13 protein-coding genes are annotated in these 15,676 nt (G+C 67.2%); 7 read left to right on the top strand and 6 right to left on the bottom strand.

Annotated features, from left to right (window positions below; translation table 11 throughout):
- Positions 1 to 81 precede the first annotated feature (81 nt).
- Together AB4Y44_RS09885 and AB4Y44_RS09880 are read right to left on the bottom strand one after the other, a co-directional pair.
- Entirely contained in the window at positions 82 to 711 is a 630-nt protein-coding gene (locus tag AB4Y44_RS09885; protein ID WP_368699364.1) for a Fur family transcriptional regulator, read from the bottom strand.
- A gap of 57 nt (positions 712 to 768) precedes the next feature.
- Complete coding sequence (locus AB4Y44_RS09880) at positions 769 to 1,395, bottom strand: glutathione S-transferase family protein (RefSeq protein WP_069268745.1); 627 nt, start codon at positions 1,393 to 1,395, stop codon at positions 769 to 771.
- Between the two features lie 215 nt (positions 1,396 to 1,610).
- Here AB4Y44_RS09880 and AB4Y44_RS09875 point away from each other — a divergent pair, with 215 nt between their 5' ends.
- A complete protein-coding gene (locus AB4Y44_RS09875; RefSeq protein ID WP_368699363.1) occupies positions 1,611 to 3,287 on the top strand; it encodes an ATP-binding domain-containing protein in 1,677 nt (558 codons plus the stop codon).
- A 12-nt stretch (positions 3,288 to 3,299) separates the two neighbouring features.
- Here the strand turns inward: AB4Y44_RS09875 and AB4Y44_RS09870 are convergent, their stop codons facing one another.
- Positions 3,300 to 4,247 carry a phosphoribosyltransferase family protein gene (locus AB4Y44_RS09870; protein WP_368699362.1) on the bottom strand — a complete coding sequence of 316 codons (948 nt, stop codon included), beginning with the start codon at positions 4,245 to 4,247 and terminating at the stop codon, positions 3,300 to 3,302.
- A gap of 328 nt (positions 4,248 to 4,575) precedes the next feature.
- On the opposite strand from AB4Y44_RS09870, the gene AB4Y44_RS09865 reads away from it, so the two are divergent.
- Both AB4Y44_RS09865 and AB4Y44_RS09860 read left to right on the top strand, forming a co-directional pair.
- A complete protein-coding gene (locus AB4Y44_RS09865) occupies positions 4,576 to 5,100 on the top strand; it encodes a molybdopterin-dependent oxidoreductase (protein ID WP_342922519.1) in 525 nt (174 codons plus the stop codon).
- A gap of 52 nt (positions 5,101 to 5,152) precedes the next feature.
- Positions 5,153 to 7,006, top strand: a complete 1,854-nt coding sequence (locus tag AB4Y44_RS09860; protein ID WP_368699448.1) for a hybrid sensor histidine kinase/response regulator — start codon at positions 5,153 to 5,155, stop codon at positions 7,004 to 7,006.
- 28 nt (positions 7,007 to 7,034) lie between these two features.
- On the opposite strand, the gene AB4Y44_RS09855 is transcribed toward AB4Y44_RS09860, so the two are convergent.
- Positions 7,035 to 7,889: a helix-turn-helix domain-containing protein gene (locus AB4Y44_RS09855; protein WP_254319511.1), complete on the bottom strand. Its 855-nt coding sequence runs from the start codon at positions 7,887 to 7,889 to the stop codon at positions 7,035 to 7,037.
- 323 nt (positions 7,890 to 8,212) lie between these two features.
- Between AB4Y44_RS09855 and AB4Y44_RS09850 the strand changes: the two genes are divergently transcribed.
- Entirely contained in the window at positions 8,213 to 8,854 is a 642-nt protein-coding gene (locus tag AB4Y44_RS09850; RefSeq protein WP_342922520.1) for a C39 family peptidase, read from the top strand.
- A 64-nt stretch (positions 8,855 to 8,918) separates the two neighbouring features.
- Here AB4Y44_RS09850 and AB4Y44_RS09845 read toward each other — a convergent pair whose 3' ends face one another.
- Complete coding sequence (locus AB4Y44_RS09845; protein ID WP_342922521.1) at positions 8,919 to 9,881, bottom strand: LysR family transcriptional regulator; 963 nt, start codon at positions 9,879 to 9,881, stop codon at positions 8,919 to 8,921.
- Between the two features lie 298 nt (positions 9,882 to 10,179).
- The gene (locus AB4Y44_RS09840) at positions 10,180 to 11,232 is read right to left on the bottom strand and encodes an NAD(P)-dependent alcohol dehydrogenase (RefSeq protein WP_368699361.1); all 1,053 of its coding nucleotides are present in this window, start codon (positions 11,230 to 11,232) and stop codon (positions 10,180 to 10,182) included.
- Positions 11,233 to 11,423: 191 nt separating this feature from the next.
- On the opposite strand from AB4Y44_RS09840, the gene AB4Y44_RS09835 reads away from it, so the two are divergent.
- The 3 genes from AB4Y44_RS09835 to AB4Y44_RS09825 all read left to right on the top strand — a co-directional run bounded on the left by AB4Y44_RS09835 (position 11,424) and on the right by AB4Y44_RS09825 (position 15,670).
- The gene (locus tag AB4Y44_RS09835; RefSeq protein WP_342922523.1) at positions 11,424 to 12,401 is read left to right on the top strand and encodes an AraC family transcriptional regulator; all 978 of its coding nucleotides are present in this window, start codon (positions 11,424 to 11,426) and stop codon (positions 12,399 to 12,401) included.
- Between the two features lie 67 nt (positions 12,402 to 12,468).
- On the top strand, positions 12,469 to 13,401 hold the full coding sequence (locus tag AB4Y44_RS09830; protein ID WP_342922524.1) for a 2-hydroxyacid dehydrogenase: 933 nt from the start codon (positions 12,469 to 12,471) through the stop codon (positions 13,399 to 13,401).
- 220 nt (positions 13,402 to 13,621) lie between these two features.
- Positions 13,622 to 15,670, top strand: coding sequence for an EAL domain-containing protein (locus AB4Y44_RS09825; protein ID WP_342922525.1), 2,049 nt, complete (start codon positions 13,622 to 13,624; stop codon positions 15,668 to 15,670).
- The last annotated feature ends 6 nt before the right edge of the window (positions 15,671 to 15,676 follow it).

The raw sequence follows: 15,676 nt of genomic DNA, 5'->3' as shown, positions 1-15,676 counted from the left end.
GTGCGGGTGCGGATGGACTGAAGCGCCGCGAGATGCGGCGCGGCTGAGCTGTTGCCCGCGCTCAAGGGCGGGCAAGAACGGTCAGCTAACGGACGAGGATTGCGCGGCGGCTTCGGGCGCGGCAGCGGCGCCCGGCTGTGCAGCCTTGTCGGCCGAATTTGCCTGACTCTCCTGGCATTGCGCGCAGAGGCCTTTGAGCTCGATGCCGTCGCCGGCGAGCCGGTAGCCCGCGGCCTCGATCTGCGTAACCAACGCCTGGCGCAGCTTGGGCTCGTGCAGCTCGGTGACGTTGCCGCACTGCTGGCACACCACGAGAATGCCGTGCTGACACTGCGTGAGGTCGTGGCACACGGCGAACGCGTTGATCGATTCGATGCGGTGGATGAGCCCCGCCGACAGCAGGAAGTCGAGCGCCCGGTAAACAGTCGGCGGCGCCGAACCCGGATGGATCTGGCGCATTTCGTCGAGCAGCGAATACGCCTTGGTTGCGCGTCCCGAGGCGAGCAGCAGCTCCAGCACCTTGCGGCGGATCGGCGTGAGCTTTTCGCCGCGCTCGCGGCAATAGGCTTCGGCCATCGCGAGCGCGGACTCGACCGAAGCGCCCTCTACACCGTTGTGCGAGTGGGCGTGGCCGTGATCGTGCGCGTGGTCGTGCGCCTCGGTGTCGCTGTGCAGGGCCAAGGCGTCCGGGGACGGTTTTGCTGTCTTCATGCTTGCGATTATACGGGGCGCGCCGCCGGCCCGCCCGCGCCGCCATGGAGCGACGGCTCAGGTGAGCGGCAGATCGATGTACTTGCGGAAGCCCTGGCGCTGCGCGATGCGCTGATACCAGCGCTCGACATTCGGCAGCGGCTCGCGCTCCACGCCTTCGAGTCCGAACCAGCGCCGCGCGTACGCGCCGAGCACGATGTCGGCGAGCGAGAAGCGCTCGTTTTCCATGAAGAAGCGGCCTTGCAGATGGTGGTCGAGTAGCCGCCAAAGCGGGGTCAGCTGATCGAAGTCGGCCGCGAGCTTCGCCGTGTCGCGCTTTTCGGGCGGCGTGCGCACGAGCGCCAGGAACACGGGGCGCTCGATGGGCGCGAGGGTGCCGATCGACCAGTCGAGCCAGCGCTCGATCGAGGCGCGCACCTTCGGGTCGGTTGGGTAGAGCAGGCTCGACGGGCCATACTCCATCGCCAGATAGCGCAGGATCGCGTTCGACTCCCACAGCACGAACGTGCCGTCGGTGATCGTCGGGACCTTGCCGTTCGGATTCATGGCGAGATAGGAAGGCTCGTTGAGATGGCCGAACGAGCCGCCCGCGTCGATGCGCTGGAACGGCAGCACGAGTTCATCGCAACACCACAGGACTTTCTGGACATTCACCGAATTGGCGCGTCCCCAGATCGTGATCATCTGGCGCGTACTCCTTGCAAGAGGAAAAAGGGTCAACCTGGCGCAGGCCGCCACGATACACGATTCTCGCGCGGTTTTTTGTGCAGCCAGGCATTTCGTAGAATAGGCGCTGCGCGGCGCCCGGAGTTCCGCCGCCGCGCCCGCTTCGTGCGGCAGCGCTCCCTCGCTTGCCTGCGCGGCCGCCACGAACCTCAACATCCGCCCGAGACCCGCCCATGGCCCGCATTGTCCCCGACGACTGGCAGCATCTCGAAGCCACCGGCGCCGCCGCGCGCGAGCGCGAAACGCTCGCCGCGCTCGCCCGCGGTTTGCCGAACGGCTACACCGTCTATCACGGCGTGCACTGGACGCGGCTTTCCGAAGGCTTTTCGGTGTTCGGGGAGGCCGATTTCGTGATCGTCAGCCCGGCCGGGCGCGTGATGCTCGTCGAGCAGAAAACGGGCTTTTTGCGCGAAACGCCGGGCGGGCTCGTCAAGGCGTACATGCAAACCGAGCGCAACGTGGCGATCGCCCTGGCGCGCACGGTCGAAGGGTTGCACCGGCGCTTTACGGCGTCGTTCGGCGCGGGCACCTACGTGCTCGAAGAGCTGTTCTACTGCCCTGACCACGTCGTGCGCGAGCCCGCCATCGCGGGCGTGAACCCGGCGCGCATCGTCGACGCCACGCGCAAGGCGCAGTTCGCCGCCATCGTGCTCGAAGCCATGCCCGCCGACGAGCCGCGCCTGCCGTGCGCCGCCAGGATCCATCACTTTCTCGCCGACGAACTTTCGCTCACGCCCGACACCAGCGCGCTGCTCGGCGCGGCGGGCACGCTCGTCACGCGGCTCGCGGGCGGCCTCGCCACATGGGCGCGGCGGCTCGAATTCGCACCGTTCCGGCTGCGCGTGATCGGCACGGCGGGCTCGGGCAAGACGCAACTGGCCGTCCAGGTCATGAAGGACGCGGTGGCGCGCGGCGCGCGCACACTCTACGTGTGCTTCAACCGGCCGCTCGCGGATCACATCGCGCAGCTCGCGCCGCCCGGCGCGAAGGTGGCGACTTATCACCAGCTGTGCGACTGGGTCGCGCGCGACGGCGGCCACGCGCCCGACTTCGGAAGCCCCGGCGCGTTCGACGACCTCGTGCGGCGCTTCGGCGAGATGCCGATTGGCGAGCGCTGGCAGTTCGACGTGCTGATCGTCGATGAAGGGCAGGATTTCCATGAGCCGTGGGTCGGCGCGCTCGGGCGTCTGCTGCGGCCGGACGCCGCGTGGTGGTGGCTCGAAGATCCGCTGCAGAACCTGTACGTGCGCGAGCCGCTCGCGCTGACGGGCTGGACCGTGCTGCGCGAGACCACGAACTATCGCAGCCCGCGCGACATCCTCGCGTTTTTGCGCGACGTGGCCGGACCGACCGTGCCCGCCATCGCGCAGCTCGCGGCGGCGAGTCCGTTCGACGGCTCCGACGTGACGGTGGCGAGCTGGGACGAGCATGAAACCGGACCCGGCGCGGAGCCCGGGGTGGTTCTGGCCACGAAACGCGCGATTACGCAGGCGCTTTCGCTCGGCTTTCGCAAGCAGGACATCGTCGTGCTTTCCTGGCGCGGACGCGAGCATTCGCTGTTCGCGACGCTCGATCAGCTCGGCCCGCACCGGCTGCGCAGTTTCACGGGCCAATACGACCTGTTCGGCAATCCGCAGTACCGCGAGGGCGACCTGCTGCTCGAATCGATCTACCGCTTCAAGGGCCAGTCCGCGCCATGCGTGATCCTGACCGAGGTGGACTTCGAGTCATTCGACGAGCGCGCCGCGCGCAAACTCTTCGTCGGCGCGACGCGCGCGACCATGAAGCTCATCGTGGTGGCGTCGCCGCGCGCCGCTCGGTTCATCGAGGGCCGGCGCGGCGACGTGTGAGCGCCTGCTCGCTCAGCTCCAGGCAGAGGCGCCGATCAGCGTGCCCGTGCGCGCCTGGGCGTTCCACCAGATCACGCGCAGGAGCGGCGCGGTCTGGGCAATCAGGATCGCCTGCACCGGGTCGCTCTCGATGAAGTGCGTGACGCCGCTGCGGATGGCCGCCGCGGCCTTGTGCGCCGCCACGGCCGCGGCCGTGTCGTCGTGGTCGTCGGGCGTGCGCATGATCAGTTCGAGGTGCCCGAAACCGTGGCGTTCGAGCCAGGCGAGCGTGCGCTCGCGGTCGATCTCCGGACGCCCCGTGATGATCGCGCGCGTGCGTTTCATGTCGATGCCGGGCAGACGCTCGAACGGCACCAGCTCATCGCGCTCGGCGAGCGCGGCGACAAGGTCTTCGTCGTAGCGCGCAATCGGGAGGTCAGGGAGCAGGACGCCGTCGAGATCGATGGCGTAGACCGCGTACTCGTGGTCTTCGGCCATGCGCGTGCCTTCGCCTTCGCCGTCGCGGATCCAGTCGGCGCGATAGCGGTCGGTGTAGGCCTGGCGCTCCCACGGGAACAGCGCGAAATAGCCGCTCGCGTCGATCGAATAATCGGGGCGCAAACGGCTGAGGTCGTCGTAGGCGCCGGTGAGCGTGCGTACGACGAGCCCGTGCTCGCTCAGGAACGCGATGCAGTCCACGAGCGTATGGCCGCGCCCCGCGATGTCCTCGCAGAGCAGCACTTTCGAGCCCGGTTCGGGCAGCGGCAGCGTGGAGTCCCAGCGCACTTCGCGCGTGGTGCGGTCATAGCGCAGGAATGCGACAGCCGCCCCCGTTGCGTGCGAAACCATCAGCGCGAGCGGCGCGCCGCCGCGCAGGATGCCGACCACGAGGTCGAATTCCTCCGCGATCAGCGCCGGCTGCAGCGACTCGACCCAGTGATCGAGCTGTTCGTAGGTGAGCGGAACGACAGGTTTATCCATGGGTTGAATTGGGTGTCGAAGCGCGTAATCGGCAACTGCGCGGCAACTGCGCGGCAACTGCGCGGTAACTGCGCGGCAACTGCGCAACGCGCGTTTCCGATAGCGGTGTACGAGAAAAAGACGGCTATTGTCAGCACAATGTTTGACGATATTATGCCTATGCTCACCAGCGCCTGCTGGCATGGCGGGTGGAGGGAGCGGGAAAACGAGGGAAACGCAGCAGGAAAAAGCCGCGCATTGCCGCAAAATACGGCGCAGCGCCGCGCAAAGACACACGAAAACGACGCGAATCATCGCGCGAAAGGGCTCGGGCAAGATGTGGCATTGGATGGGATGGCCAGGCTGGCGGCGCTGGGCCGCCGTGGTGGCGCTCGCGGGTGCGGCGCCGTTTTTTGCGCCTTCTGCACAGGCGGCGGGTTCGACCGGTGCGCTCTCGCTCGACGTCGATGGCGAGGTGCGCGTAACCAACAACGCGGCCCACACGGCGTATCACTTCAGCGAGGCGCAGCTGCTCGCGCTGCCCGCGCATTCGATCACGACGGCCACGACCTGGACGCCGCGCTCGACCTTCACGGGCCCGCTGCTTTCGGACGTGCTCAAGGCCGTGGGCGCCTACGGCAGCCAGATCGAGATCCATACGCTCGACGACTACACCTGCGTCGTGCCCGTGGCCGACGCCGAGCGCTACGGCGTGGTGGTCGCCTATGAGATGAACGGCCAGCGGCTGAAGGTGAGCAATTTCGGCCCGTTGTTCCTGATCTATCCACGCGACCAGCATCCGCTCGAGCTCGACGGCGCGGCCGGCGACTCGAAGTTCGCGTGGCAGATCAAGTCGATGACGATCAAGCGGTGAGTAGCGGGTGATACAACGTCCCTTGCGACGCCTGCTGCAGGCGATCATCTGGATGGCGGCGCTCGCGCCGCCCGTGGTGGCGGTCGGCTATCTGCTCTATGCGAACCTGCTCAATCCGCAGGTCGTGCAGCGCATCACGGGCAATTACGACGGCCTGTACTGGGACGCCGCGCAGCTCCAGATCGCCTACGCGCGCTTCGAGAGCCAGTTGCTGATGTTCGCGGACGGCATCGACCGCGATCTCGACAAGGTGCGGCTGCGCTACGAGGTGCTGCAGTCGAAGCTCAACGTGATGAAGGGCTCGACGCTCTCGCTCGACTCGACGCCGGGCCTCAAGCGCCGCCAGGACGCCGATCTCGCCATTCTGGCCGCGACGATCTCGCCGTTCGAGGCCGAAATCGCCACGCTCGCGGACAACCCCGAACGCGCGGTGCCGATGCTCATGGCGCTCGACCTGCACTGGACCCAGGTCACCGACCTCGCGCTGAACCGGCGTTTCGCCGACGTGACCGAGCGCGAGGCGATCCGGCACGACTTCATCGCCAAACGCCGCGAACTGTTTGCCTCGGGGCTCGTGCTGCTCGTGCTGTCGGCGGCGGCGGGCGTGCTGCTCGTGATGAACGGCTACCGGCGCACGCGCCTCTTGCACCAGCAGCGCGCGGCGCTCGAAGCCGAGCACCAGGCGAGCCGCGCTGCGCGCGAGGCGAGCATGGCGAAGGACGCCTTCCTCGGCATGATCAGCCACGAACTGCGCACTCCGCTGCACGCGATCGTTTCGTCGATCGAGCTGCTCGGCTTCAACTCGCATTCGGAAGCCGACCGCAAGGTGATCCAGCGCCTCGAAACCGCCGCGCGCCAGCTCGAAGCGCAGATGAAGGATCTCACCGACTACGCGCGTCTCGGCGCGGGCAAGCTCGAATTGCGCCAGGAAGAGTTCGAGCCGCGCGAACTGCTGCAGTCGATCGTCGACGAGAACGAGCAGGCGGCACGCTCGCGCGGGCTCGTGTTCGAGCATGCGTGGGTGGGACCGCAGCGGCGCGTGGTGGCCGACCCGCACCGGATTCGCCAGATCGCCGGCAACCTCGTCACGAACGCGATCCGCTACACCGAGCGCGGCAAGGTGCGGCTCGAATTCTGGCTGCAGGCGCCCGCGCGGGTCCCGCGGCGCTCGCCGGACGAGGAGGGCGCGCCGAAGCCTGCTGGCGGCGACACGCTCGTGATCGTCGTCGGCGACACGGGGCCCGGCGTGGCGCCGGACCAGATCCCGCTCATCTTCAAGGAGTTCACGCAGCTCGACACGTCTCGCTCGCGGCGCTACGAGGGCGCGGGGATGGGGCTCGCGATCGTGCGCGGCCTCGTCGAGCTGTTCGGCGGCACGATTGAGACGCAAAGCCGCGTGGGCAAAGGCACGACCTTCACCGTGCGGATTCCCGTCACGCCGGTCGAACCGCCGGCGCCCGCGGCCGTGGCCGAAGCGGCGCTGCCCGCGCGGGCGCTGCCGCAGGTGCTCGTCGTCGACGACAACCCGCTCGTGCGCGATTCGCTCTGCGAGATGGTCGCGCACATGGGCTATCGCGCGCTCGCGGCCGGCGACGCCGACAGTGCGCTCGCGCTGCTCGCGCACGTGGCATGCGACGTGGTGCTGCTCGACCTGCACATGCCGGGCCGCGACGGCTACGACTTCGTGGCGGGGCTCGAAACCGCGCAGGACGTGCTCGCGCAGCCGCGCGTGATCGCGGTGAGCGCCGACGTGGCGGGGCTGGCGGCGCTTCCGGACAATGCGGGCAAGACGACGCCGGGCGGCGAGGGCGCGCCGTTCTTCGACCGGCTCACGAAGCCGGTGCATTACGAGGTGCTGCGCGCGGCGTTGCAGCGCGCGCTGAGCGCGCCGCGCGCGGCCGCCTGAAAGGCGTGGGAGCGGACGATGCGCGGCGTCAGCCGCGGTTGAGCCGCTTCGAAAGATCGGCGACGAGAATCGCCATGCGCGCCGGCTTTTCGTAGCAGGCCACGTTGTAGTGGCGCACGACCTGGCTGATTTCCGATTCGCTAGCCTTGCCGGTCAGGAGTTCGCCGGTGAGCACGAAGATGGGCGCGTCGGGGTTCTCGGAGGCGCGCACGCTGCGGATCGCCTCGGCGGCGGTCTGGCTGCCGAACAGCCAGTCGATCACCACGCCGTCGAACACGTTATTTTCGAGCGCTTCGTTGAATGCCGCGAGGCCGTAGAGCGCGAGCGCTGTGTAGCCGCTGTGCTCGAGGTAGTCGCGCAGGTTGTCGGCGGAGGAGCGGTCGTCGTCGACGACGGCGATGAGCGGCTTGTCGGACTCGGCGCGGCGCGGGTAGATCTCGATCTTGTGGACTTCGCGCGCGTTCTGGTAGAGCGCGCCGTCCGGGCGCACCACGCGCCACTGGCCCTGCTTTTCGTAGGCGACGAAGTCGGGGCGGCTGCCCGCCTCGACCGGTGCGCCGATCCACGCGGTGCAGGGCAGCTCGGCGGCGCTCACGCAGAGCATCGCCTCCTGCGCGCTGGCCCCGACCATGCCGGGGTCGAGCAATTGCGCGCCGAACAACTGGCCCGCGGGTTCGCCGAACGCTTCGGCCACTTTCTTGATCTGCGCGAGCGTCCACGGACTGTTGCCGCGCAGCTTGCGGTGCCCCTGTGAAAAGCTCAGTTCAAGAATCCGGCACAGCTCGGTCGTTTGCTGACGCTTGCCGATGCCGTGACGGCTCATCAGCTCGCGTACGCGCTCCGCCACCGAGGCCGAGTCGGTTGTGTAGGCAACGTTCGACATACTGCTCAAAGGGGGGATTCGTGGATTCAGTTTCTGATTGATCATGTCGTGGCGCCGTGAGGCCGGTCTGACCGGACCTCGCACGGCCTGCGCACGGGAGCACGATATTCTAAACGCATAAAATGCCAAACGACGGCGCTATTTTAGCTAAATGTAATGCGGCGCCGAATAACGAGAATGTAAGCGTATATTCGGCTTCGTTTACATCCGGCTTGCGATATTCGCGGCATTGCGGCGACGGCGCGCGGCTGCGAAGATGCACGATTTTGAACGCCGTGCGCTCGCGCGCGGAGGATCAACCTTACTGGGGCGAGGGGTATCGTTTGGACGACGTGCGCAGCGGCGGGACATGGCGGCATGAAGGCGTGCCGTACTACAGCCAGTGGGGCAGCGCCGACTGGGTGGCGCCCATCGTCGAGCGCGGCGCCGACCCTTGCGAAGATCCGCACTGGCGGGCGAGCGGCTTCTCGGAGGCCGACGCCTACCGCTTCTGGGCCAAGCGCTTGTGCGGTCTGACCTGCCTCGAATCGGCGCTCGACTACTGGGGCGTCGCGCATGCGCCACGCGCGCAGATGCTCGAAGAAGCGTTGCGGCACGGTGTATATCGCGTGCGCGAAGATGGCGGCGTGGATGGCTTGATTTACCGGCCGTTCGCCGGATGGGTGGAAGCCGCGTTCGGCGTGCACGTGGAGGTGATGATCGACGAGGACATTGCGGCGAGTGCTGCGCGCGTTGATGCCGAAACGCTCGCCATCGTTTCTGTGAGCCCCGAGATTCGCTACCCCGAACGGGAGAATCCCGGGCAGGGCGGCCATCTGATCCTGCTGCACGGACGTGGTGACGGCGGTGTGTGGTTTCACAATCCTTCGGGGATTGCGCCGTATCAGGCTGATGTCTGGTTGCCCTATGAGACGGTTGCGCGGTTTCACGCGCGGCGGGGTATGGCGCTCAGGCGGCCGCGCTGAATGCGCGTGGGTTTGGTTTTGTTGTGGTTCCTGGCTAAAGGCCAAAGCAAAAAACCGCAAATGCTCAGACCGGCGCCAACTGCAGCCCCTCCAACAACTGCCGCACCCGCGAGAGATCGCGATTAACCGCCCCCGCGTCTTCGAACAACTCCGCGAGCCAGTCGACGAACACGCGCACGCGCGGCGACAGCTGCCGCGACTTCACGAACGCCACCGAAACGGGCGTAGGCAGCGGCTTCCACTGCGGCAGCACCTCGACCAGCGCACCGCTGTCCAGATACGGCTGCGCCGCGAGCAGCGGCGGCTGGATCAGCCCATAGCCCTGCAAACCGCACGTGAGGTAGGCGAACTCGTCGGAGACATGCACGAACCCGTCCACCTTCACCTTGGTCGGACTGCCGTCCACCTCGAAGTCGAACTCGAACGGACGGCCCGTGAGCGGCGAGAGGAAGTTGACGACCGGATGCTGTGCGAGATCGTCGAGCGTTTGCGGCGCGCCATGCCGCTCGAGGTAAGCGGGGCTCGCGCAGGTCACGTGCTCCAGCACGCCGAGGCGGCGCGCCGCGAGTCCCGAATCGGGCAGCTCGCCGAGCTGGATGCTGCAATCCACGCCCTCGCCGACGAGATCGACGTTGCGCAGGCTCACGCCGATCACGAGGTCGATCTGCGGATAGCGCGCGTGGAAGTCGTCGAGCGCGGGCAGCACGATCGCGTTGGCGATGAGCCCCGGCATCTCGACGCGCAAGCGCCCGCCGATCGCGCCGGGCGACTGGCGCACGCTCGCTTCGGCATCGTCGATGTCGGCGAGAATCTGCGAGGCGCGCTCGTAGTAAGCGGCGCCTTCGGGCGTGAGCGAAAGGCGCCGCGTGGTGCGCACGAGCAATTGCGTTCCCAGCAGCGATTCGAGGTTTTGCATCAGCGTGGTGGCGCTGGCGCGCGGCATATCGAGCGACTGCGCGGCTTTGGTGAAACTGTTGGTGTCGACGATGCGCACGAACGTGCGCATCGCCTGGATGCGGTCGATCACGGGCGAGCTCCTGCAATGGGCTTGAGGCTTGAACGAAATCCGCGCTGCTGCAGCAAAAGGGTGAGCCGCGTAGCGATCAATGCGCTTCGCGGTGCCGGCGTCTCGCGGAAAGCGACGCTCAGCGGTTAAACAGCCATGACGATTGGATGGCGGCGCATGTGACGCCGGCTCGACTACGGGAGGCCAAAAAAGGAGGCCTCGAAGGGGAAGGGCTGGCGGGCCATCCGGAACGGATGGCCCGGCGGGGCAGGGTGTTACGTCTGGATGCGCGGCGCTTGTTTGCCGCGCTGCGTGCGCGCTACTTGCGCAGCGAATCGAGGTCGATCACGAAGCGGTACTTTACATCGCTCTTGAGCATGCGCTCATAGGCGTTGTTGATGTCCTGCATCTTGATCATTTCGATATCCGACGTAATGCCATGCTTGCCGCAGAAGTCCAGCATCTCCTGGGTTTCTGCAATGCCGCCGATCAGCGAGCCCGCCAGACGGCGGCGCTTCAGGATCAGGTTGAATACTTGCGGCGACGGGTGATCGTGTTCGGGCGCGCCCACCAGCGTCATCGTGCCGTCACGGCGCAGCAGTTCGATGAACGGGTTGAGGTCGTGCTGCGCGGCCACGGTGTTCACGATCAGGTCGAAGCTGTTGGCGTGCGCCTGCATCTGCCCCGGGTCTTTCGAGATCACGACTTCGTCCGCGCCCAGGCGCTTGCCGTCTTCGATCTTCGAGGGCGACGTGGTGAACAGCACCACGTGCGCGCCCATGGCATGCGCGAGCTTCACGCCCATGTGGCCGAGGCCGCCGAGACCCACGATGCCGACCTTCTTGCCGGGGCCCGCGCCCCACATGCGCAGCGGCGAATACGTAGTGATGCCCGCGCACAGGAGCGGTGCGGCCGCAGCAGCATCGAGGTTCTCGGGCACGCGCAGCACGAACGCTTCGTCCACCACCAACTGCGTGGAGTAGCCGCCGTAGGTGATATCGCCGCTCACGCGGTCGGCGCCGTTATAGGTGCCGACCCAGCCGTTCTCGCAATACTGTTCGAGGCCTTCGGCGCAACTCGGGCAGGTGCGGCACGAGTCGACGAGACAGCCAACGCCGACGAGTTCGCCCACCTTGTACTTCGTGACACCCTTGCCGACTTCGGCCACGCGGCCGACGATCTCGTGGCCCGGCACGACCGGGTAAATCGTGTTGCGCCATTCGTCGCGCGCCTGGTGCAGGTCGGAGTGGCACACGCCGCAGAACAGCACGTCGATACGGACGTCGAGTTCGCGCAGGTCGCGGCGCTGGAATTCGAACGGGGCGAGCGGCGAGGCGGCGTCGCGGGCGGCGTATCCGTAGGTTGGGTACATGTGTTGGCTCTCCTCTAGTGCATGGGTGTTGCGGCAGGGTTCCCATCGTAAGGATCGCGGCCCACCCAGGGAATACCTGAAGCTATCGAAGACTTGCCTGATTCTCCTGGTGCGCAGCACATCGAGGGGTTCGGTGATAGATTGGCAAGCCTGTTCCTCTGCCTGACTTCATCTTTTGGGGCACAACCGATATGGGCTACGTCAAAACCCTCGCCGCGGCGGCCATCGCGCCCGCGGCCGCCACGCAGGCGCGCACGGTCGACCTGCTCATGCAAATCACGCAACGCGACGGCGTGCACGCCACGGCCGTCGAAGGCGTGCGGCTCTACCGCGGCAGCGAAAGCCATCCGCGCCAGCCGGTCATGTACGAACCGAGCATTTTCATCGTCTGCCAGGGGCGCAAGCGCGGCTTTCTCGGCGACCAGGTGTTCATCTACGACGCCCAGCAATACCTGGTCCTCTCGGTGCCGATGCCGTTCGAGTGTGAGACCGAGGCGAGCCCCGAGAAGCCGATTCTCGCCATCTCGATCCGCGTCGATCTCACGACCGTCGCCGAACTGCTCATGGCGCTCGACGACCCGCGCCGCGCTGTGTCCGAGCCCTCTGGCATTTACGCCACGCCGCTCGACGCCACGCTTTCGAACGCCGTGCTGCGCTTGCTCGAAGCACTCGCGCAGCCGTACGAGGCGCGCATTCTCGGCCCCTCGATCGTGCGCGAAATCTGCTACCGCGTGCTCATGGGCGAGCAGGGCGACGCAATCCGCGCGGCGCTCACGCATCAGCATCACTTCGGGCGGATCGCGAAGGCATTGCGGCGCATTCACACCGACTACCGCGGCGACCTCGACGTCGAAACGCTCGCCTCCGAGGCGGGCATGAGCCTTGCCGTCTTTCATGCGCACTTCAAGGCCGTCACCTCGACGTCACCCATGCAGTACGTGAAAACGACGCGCCTGCATCATGCGCGGCTCCTGATCACGCACGACGGTCTGACCGTGAGTGCAGCGGCCACGCGCGTGGGCTATGAAAGCGCGTCGCAGTTCAGCCGCGAATTCAAACGCCTCTTCGGCATGAGCCCGGCCGACCAGATGCGCCGGGCGCGCGACGCCGCCGCCGCGGCCGCGCCGCGCGTCGAGGTGCTGCCGCCGCGCTATGTGACGGCCGTGTGAAGTCGACGCGCGGGCACCGCGGTATTCGATTCGCATATCGAAACAATGACGGAAGGGTGACACGACGATGAAGCCATGTCTGCTGGTCCTGATACTGCTTCCCGCTGAAGACCTCGCCGGGTTTGGCGAACAGTTCGACGTGATCTACGCGCCCGATGCCGATGCGCGCGCCAAAGCAATTGCGGAACGCGGCAGGGACGTGCGCGTGGTGCTGACCAACGGCACGACGGGCCTCACCGCCGACGAAATCGACCGCATGCCTGCGCTCGAACTGGCGGGCGCGCTTGGCGCGGGCTACGAGAACATCGCGCTCGAACATGCGCGCGAGCGTGGCATCGCGCTGTGCAATGGCGCGGGCGTCAATGCCGACTGCGTGGCGGACCACGCGCTCGCGCTCCTGCTCGCGGCCGTGCGCGCCGTGCCGCAGTTCGACGCCGCCTGCCGCACCGGCGTGTGGCGCGATGCGCTGCCCATGCGCCCCACGGTCACGGGGCGGCGGCTCGGCATTGTCGGCTACGGGCATATCGGCGAGAAGGTCGCGCGGCGCGCAGCGGGCTTCGGCATGGAACTCGGCTATCACAACCGCAAGCCGCGCGAAGGCGCTCAGGCGCGCTACTTCGAGAGCGTGATGGCGCTCGCGCAATGGAGCGACTTTCTCGTGATCGCGACGCCGGGCGGCGCGCAAACGAAGCATCTGATCGACCGCGCCGCGATCGAGGCGCTGGGTCCGCAGGGTTTTCTCGTCAACGTGTCGCGCGGCAGCGTGGTCGATACGGCCGCGCTCGCCCTCGCGCTGAAGGCGGGGACGCTGGGCGGCGCGGGGCTCGACGTCTACGAGGGCGAGCCGCAGCCGCCCGCAGCGCTCATCGGGTTAGACAACATTGTGCTCACGCCGCACGTGGCCGGCGCGTCCCCCGACGTGCGCACCGCCACGGTGCGCCATTTCGCCGAAAACGCGGCGCGACACTTCGCGGGCGAGGCGCTGCTCACGCCGCTTTGAAGGCGGACGTTGGGCGCTTTTAGCGCCCGCGTGTGCCGCCTTGTGTATGCCATCGTGCGCGGACGCCTGCGGCGCATGACGTATCATTCTTTCTGTGCGAGCCAGAATCGCTGTTCGAGCGGCCGCTAATGACCATTACGGCCATGAACCTGGCGCGACACCCTGCCCGATTTGCAGATCCGGGCCGTGACGCCAGGGCGGTGATATCGAAGGCTCAAAAATGAAAACGCTGATTGGCGCGCTAAACGAGCACGCGGCCCACGTGGTCAACCGCTTCTACGAGGAGTTGGGCCGCTTGCCCAAATCCCGCCGCATCCTCGAAATGCTCTCGGGTGCGGAACTCGCGCACCTCAAGGCACGGCAGATCCAGAATCTGCTTGCCCTCGCCAGTCTCGGGCCGACCTCGCGCGAGCACGAGGACATGGCGCAGCGCATCGGCCGCATTCATGCCATTGTCGGGCTCGACAAGGAAGAACTCGTGCGCAGCCGCGGCATTCTTCAGGAACTGATCTACGCGGACGTCGGCCGCACGGTGAGCACACAACAACTCTCGCTCTACGCGCGCCGCCTGACCGCCGATCTCGCGTGGCAACTCAAGGCGTATCAGGCCGTGCAGGACTCGCAGCAGGAGGCGCTGTTGCGCATCACGCGTCTTGTGTGGGAGGCGGGCAGCTACACGAATTTCATCGACCAGGTCATTGCCGCGCTGGCGGAGCACGACGAAGTGAGCGCCTGCACCATCGGACGTCCCGACGAAGCGGGCATTTTTCACTTCGAGGCCGGCGCGGGCGGCAAGACGGAAGGCGGCATGCTCAACGTGCTTGCCGCGCACGATCGGGAAATCAGCGTGCGCGCCGATCATCCGCAAGGGCAGGGCGCCATTGGGCGTGCGTGGCGCAGCGGCAAGCCCGAGCGCGTCGTCAACTATCAGACGGATCCGCTCGTCGCGCCGTGGCGCGATCTCGCGGCGCGCGAGGGCGTGCGCTCTTCGGTGTCGATTCCGCTGGCCGCGCCCGGGCAGCCGCCGCTCGCCGTGTTGAGTCTGTATAGCGCGTTTCCGGGCGGCTTCGTCGGGCCCGATCAGGTGGCCTTCGTCGATTTGCTGCAAACGCTGCTCGGCTGCGCCGCGACGCGCATCGCCGGCAACGACGGCCTGAGCGCCGCGGTGCCGGTGAGCGTGCGCCAGCATTGGGCGGCGCTCGTGCGTACCGGCGCGCTGGAAATGCACTATCAGCCGCTGCTCAGCCTCGCCACGGGCAAGGCGACCAAGGTCGAAGCGCTGGCGCGTCTGCGCGACGGCGAGCGCCTGCTCGTGCCCGACGTGTTTCTCTCGGCGCTCTCCTCCGACGATCTGCTCGCGCTCTTCGCACGCGGCATCGAGCAGGCGCTCGCCGACCGCGAACGCTGGTACGCCCAGGGCCGCGATCTCGACGTGTCGATCAACCTGCCGCCGGCGGCGCTCAACGACATCCGCTATTTCGAGGCCACCCGCACCGCGCTGGCCGCGCACCGTTGCCCGGCTGAGCGGCTCACGCTGGAAGTTCTGGAAAACGAAGCACTGTCGCTGAGCCAGGGGCAGCGCGCCATTCTCGCGAAGTTCCGCGAGCTGGGCGTGCTGCTCGCGCAGGACGATCTCGGCGCGGGGCATAGTGGCCTCACGCGCCTGCGGGAATTGCCGTTCGACTGGATCAAGCTCGACCGCGAGATGGTGAAGGTGAGCGGCGGCGATGCGCTCAGTACGCTGCGCGTGATCTACCAGTTGACGCGCCTCGGCCATTCGCTGGGCAGGCGCGTGCTTGCGGAAGGCGTCGATACGCTCGACCTCCTTCGCGCGCTCGCCATTCTCGGCGTGGACGGCGCGCAGGGCTATGGCATCGCGAAGCCGATGGACGGCACACGTCTCATCGAATGGCTCGACACGACGCCGGCCTTCGCCGCGACCGCGAACGTCGAAAGCGGCGCTGGAACGGAAGGCCTCCTGGCGCGGCTCGCCCGCTTCGTGATCTGGGAAGAGCGCATGCTCATGATCGCGGCGGTGCCCGAAGCGGCGCAAGACCTCTTGCGCGCCTTGACGCGCGAAGAGGGCGAGGGCGGCAGCACGCCGCTCGCGCAGTCGCTGACGGGCTTCGGCGATATTCTGCCCGGCGGCGCGCAACGCGATGCGTTGCATCGCGAGGTGGTCGGCGCGCTGCTGACCGAAGGCCCGAACAGCGAAGCGTGGCGCGTTGCGCTGAACGGGCTGATCAAGGCGATTACGGCGGCCGTGTAGCAGAGC

Source organism: Paraburkholderia sp. BR10937, from assembly GCF_040965695.1.
In the GTDB taxonomy this organism is placed as follows: domain Bacteria; phylum Pseudomonadota; class Gammaproteobacteria; order Burkholderiales; family Burkholderiaceae; genus Paraburkholderia.
Note: the sequence above shows the minus strand (reverse complement) of the source record. Positions and strands in the feature narration are given on the sequence as shown.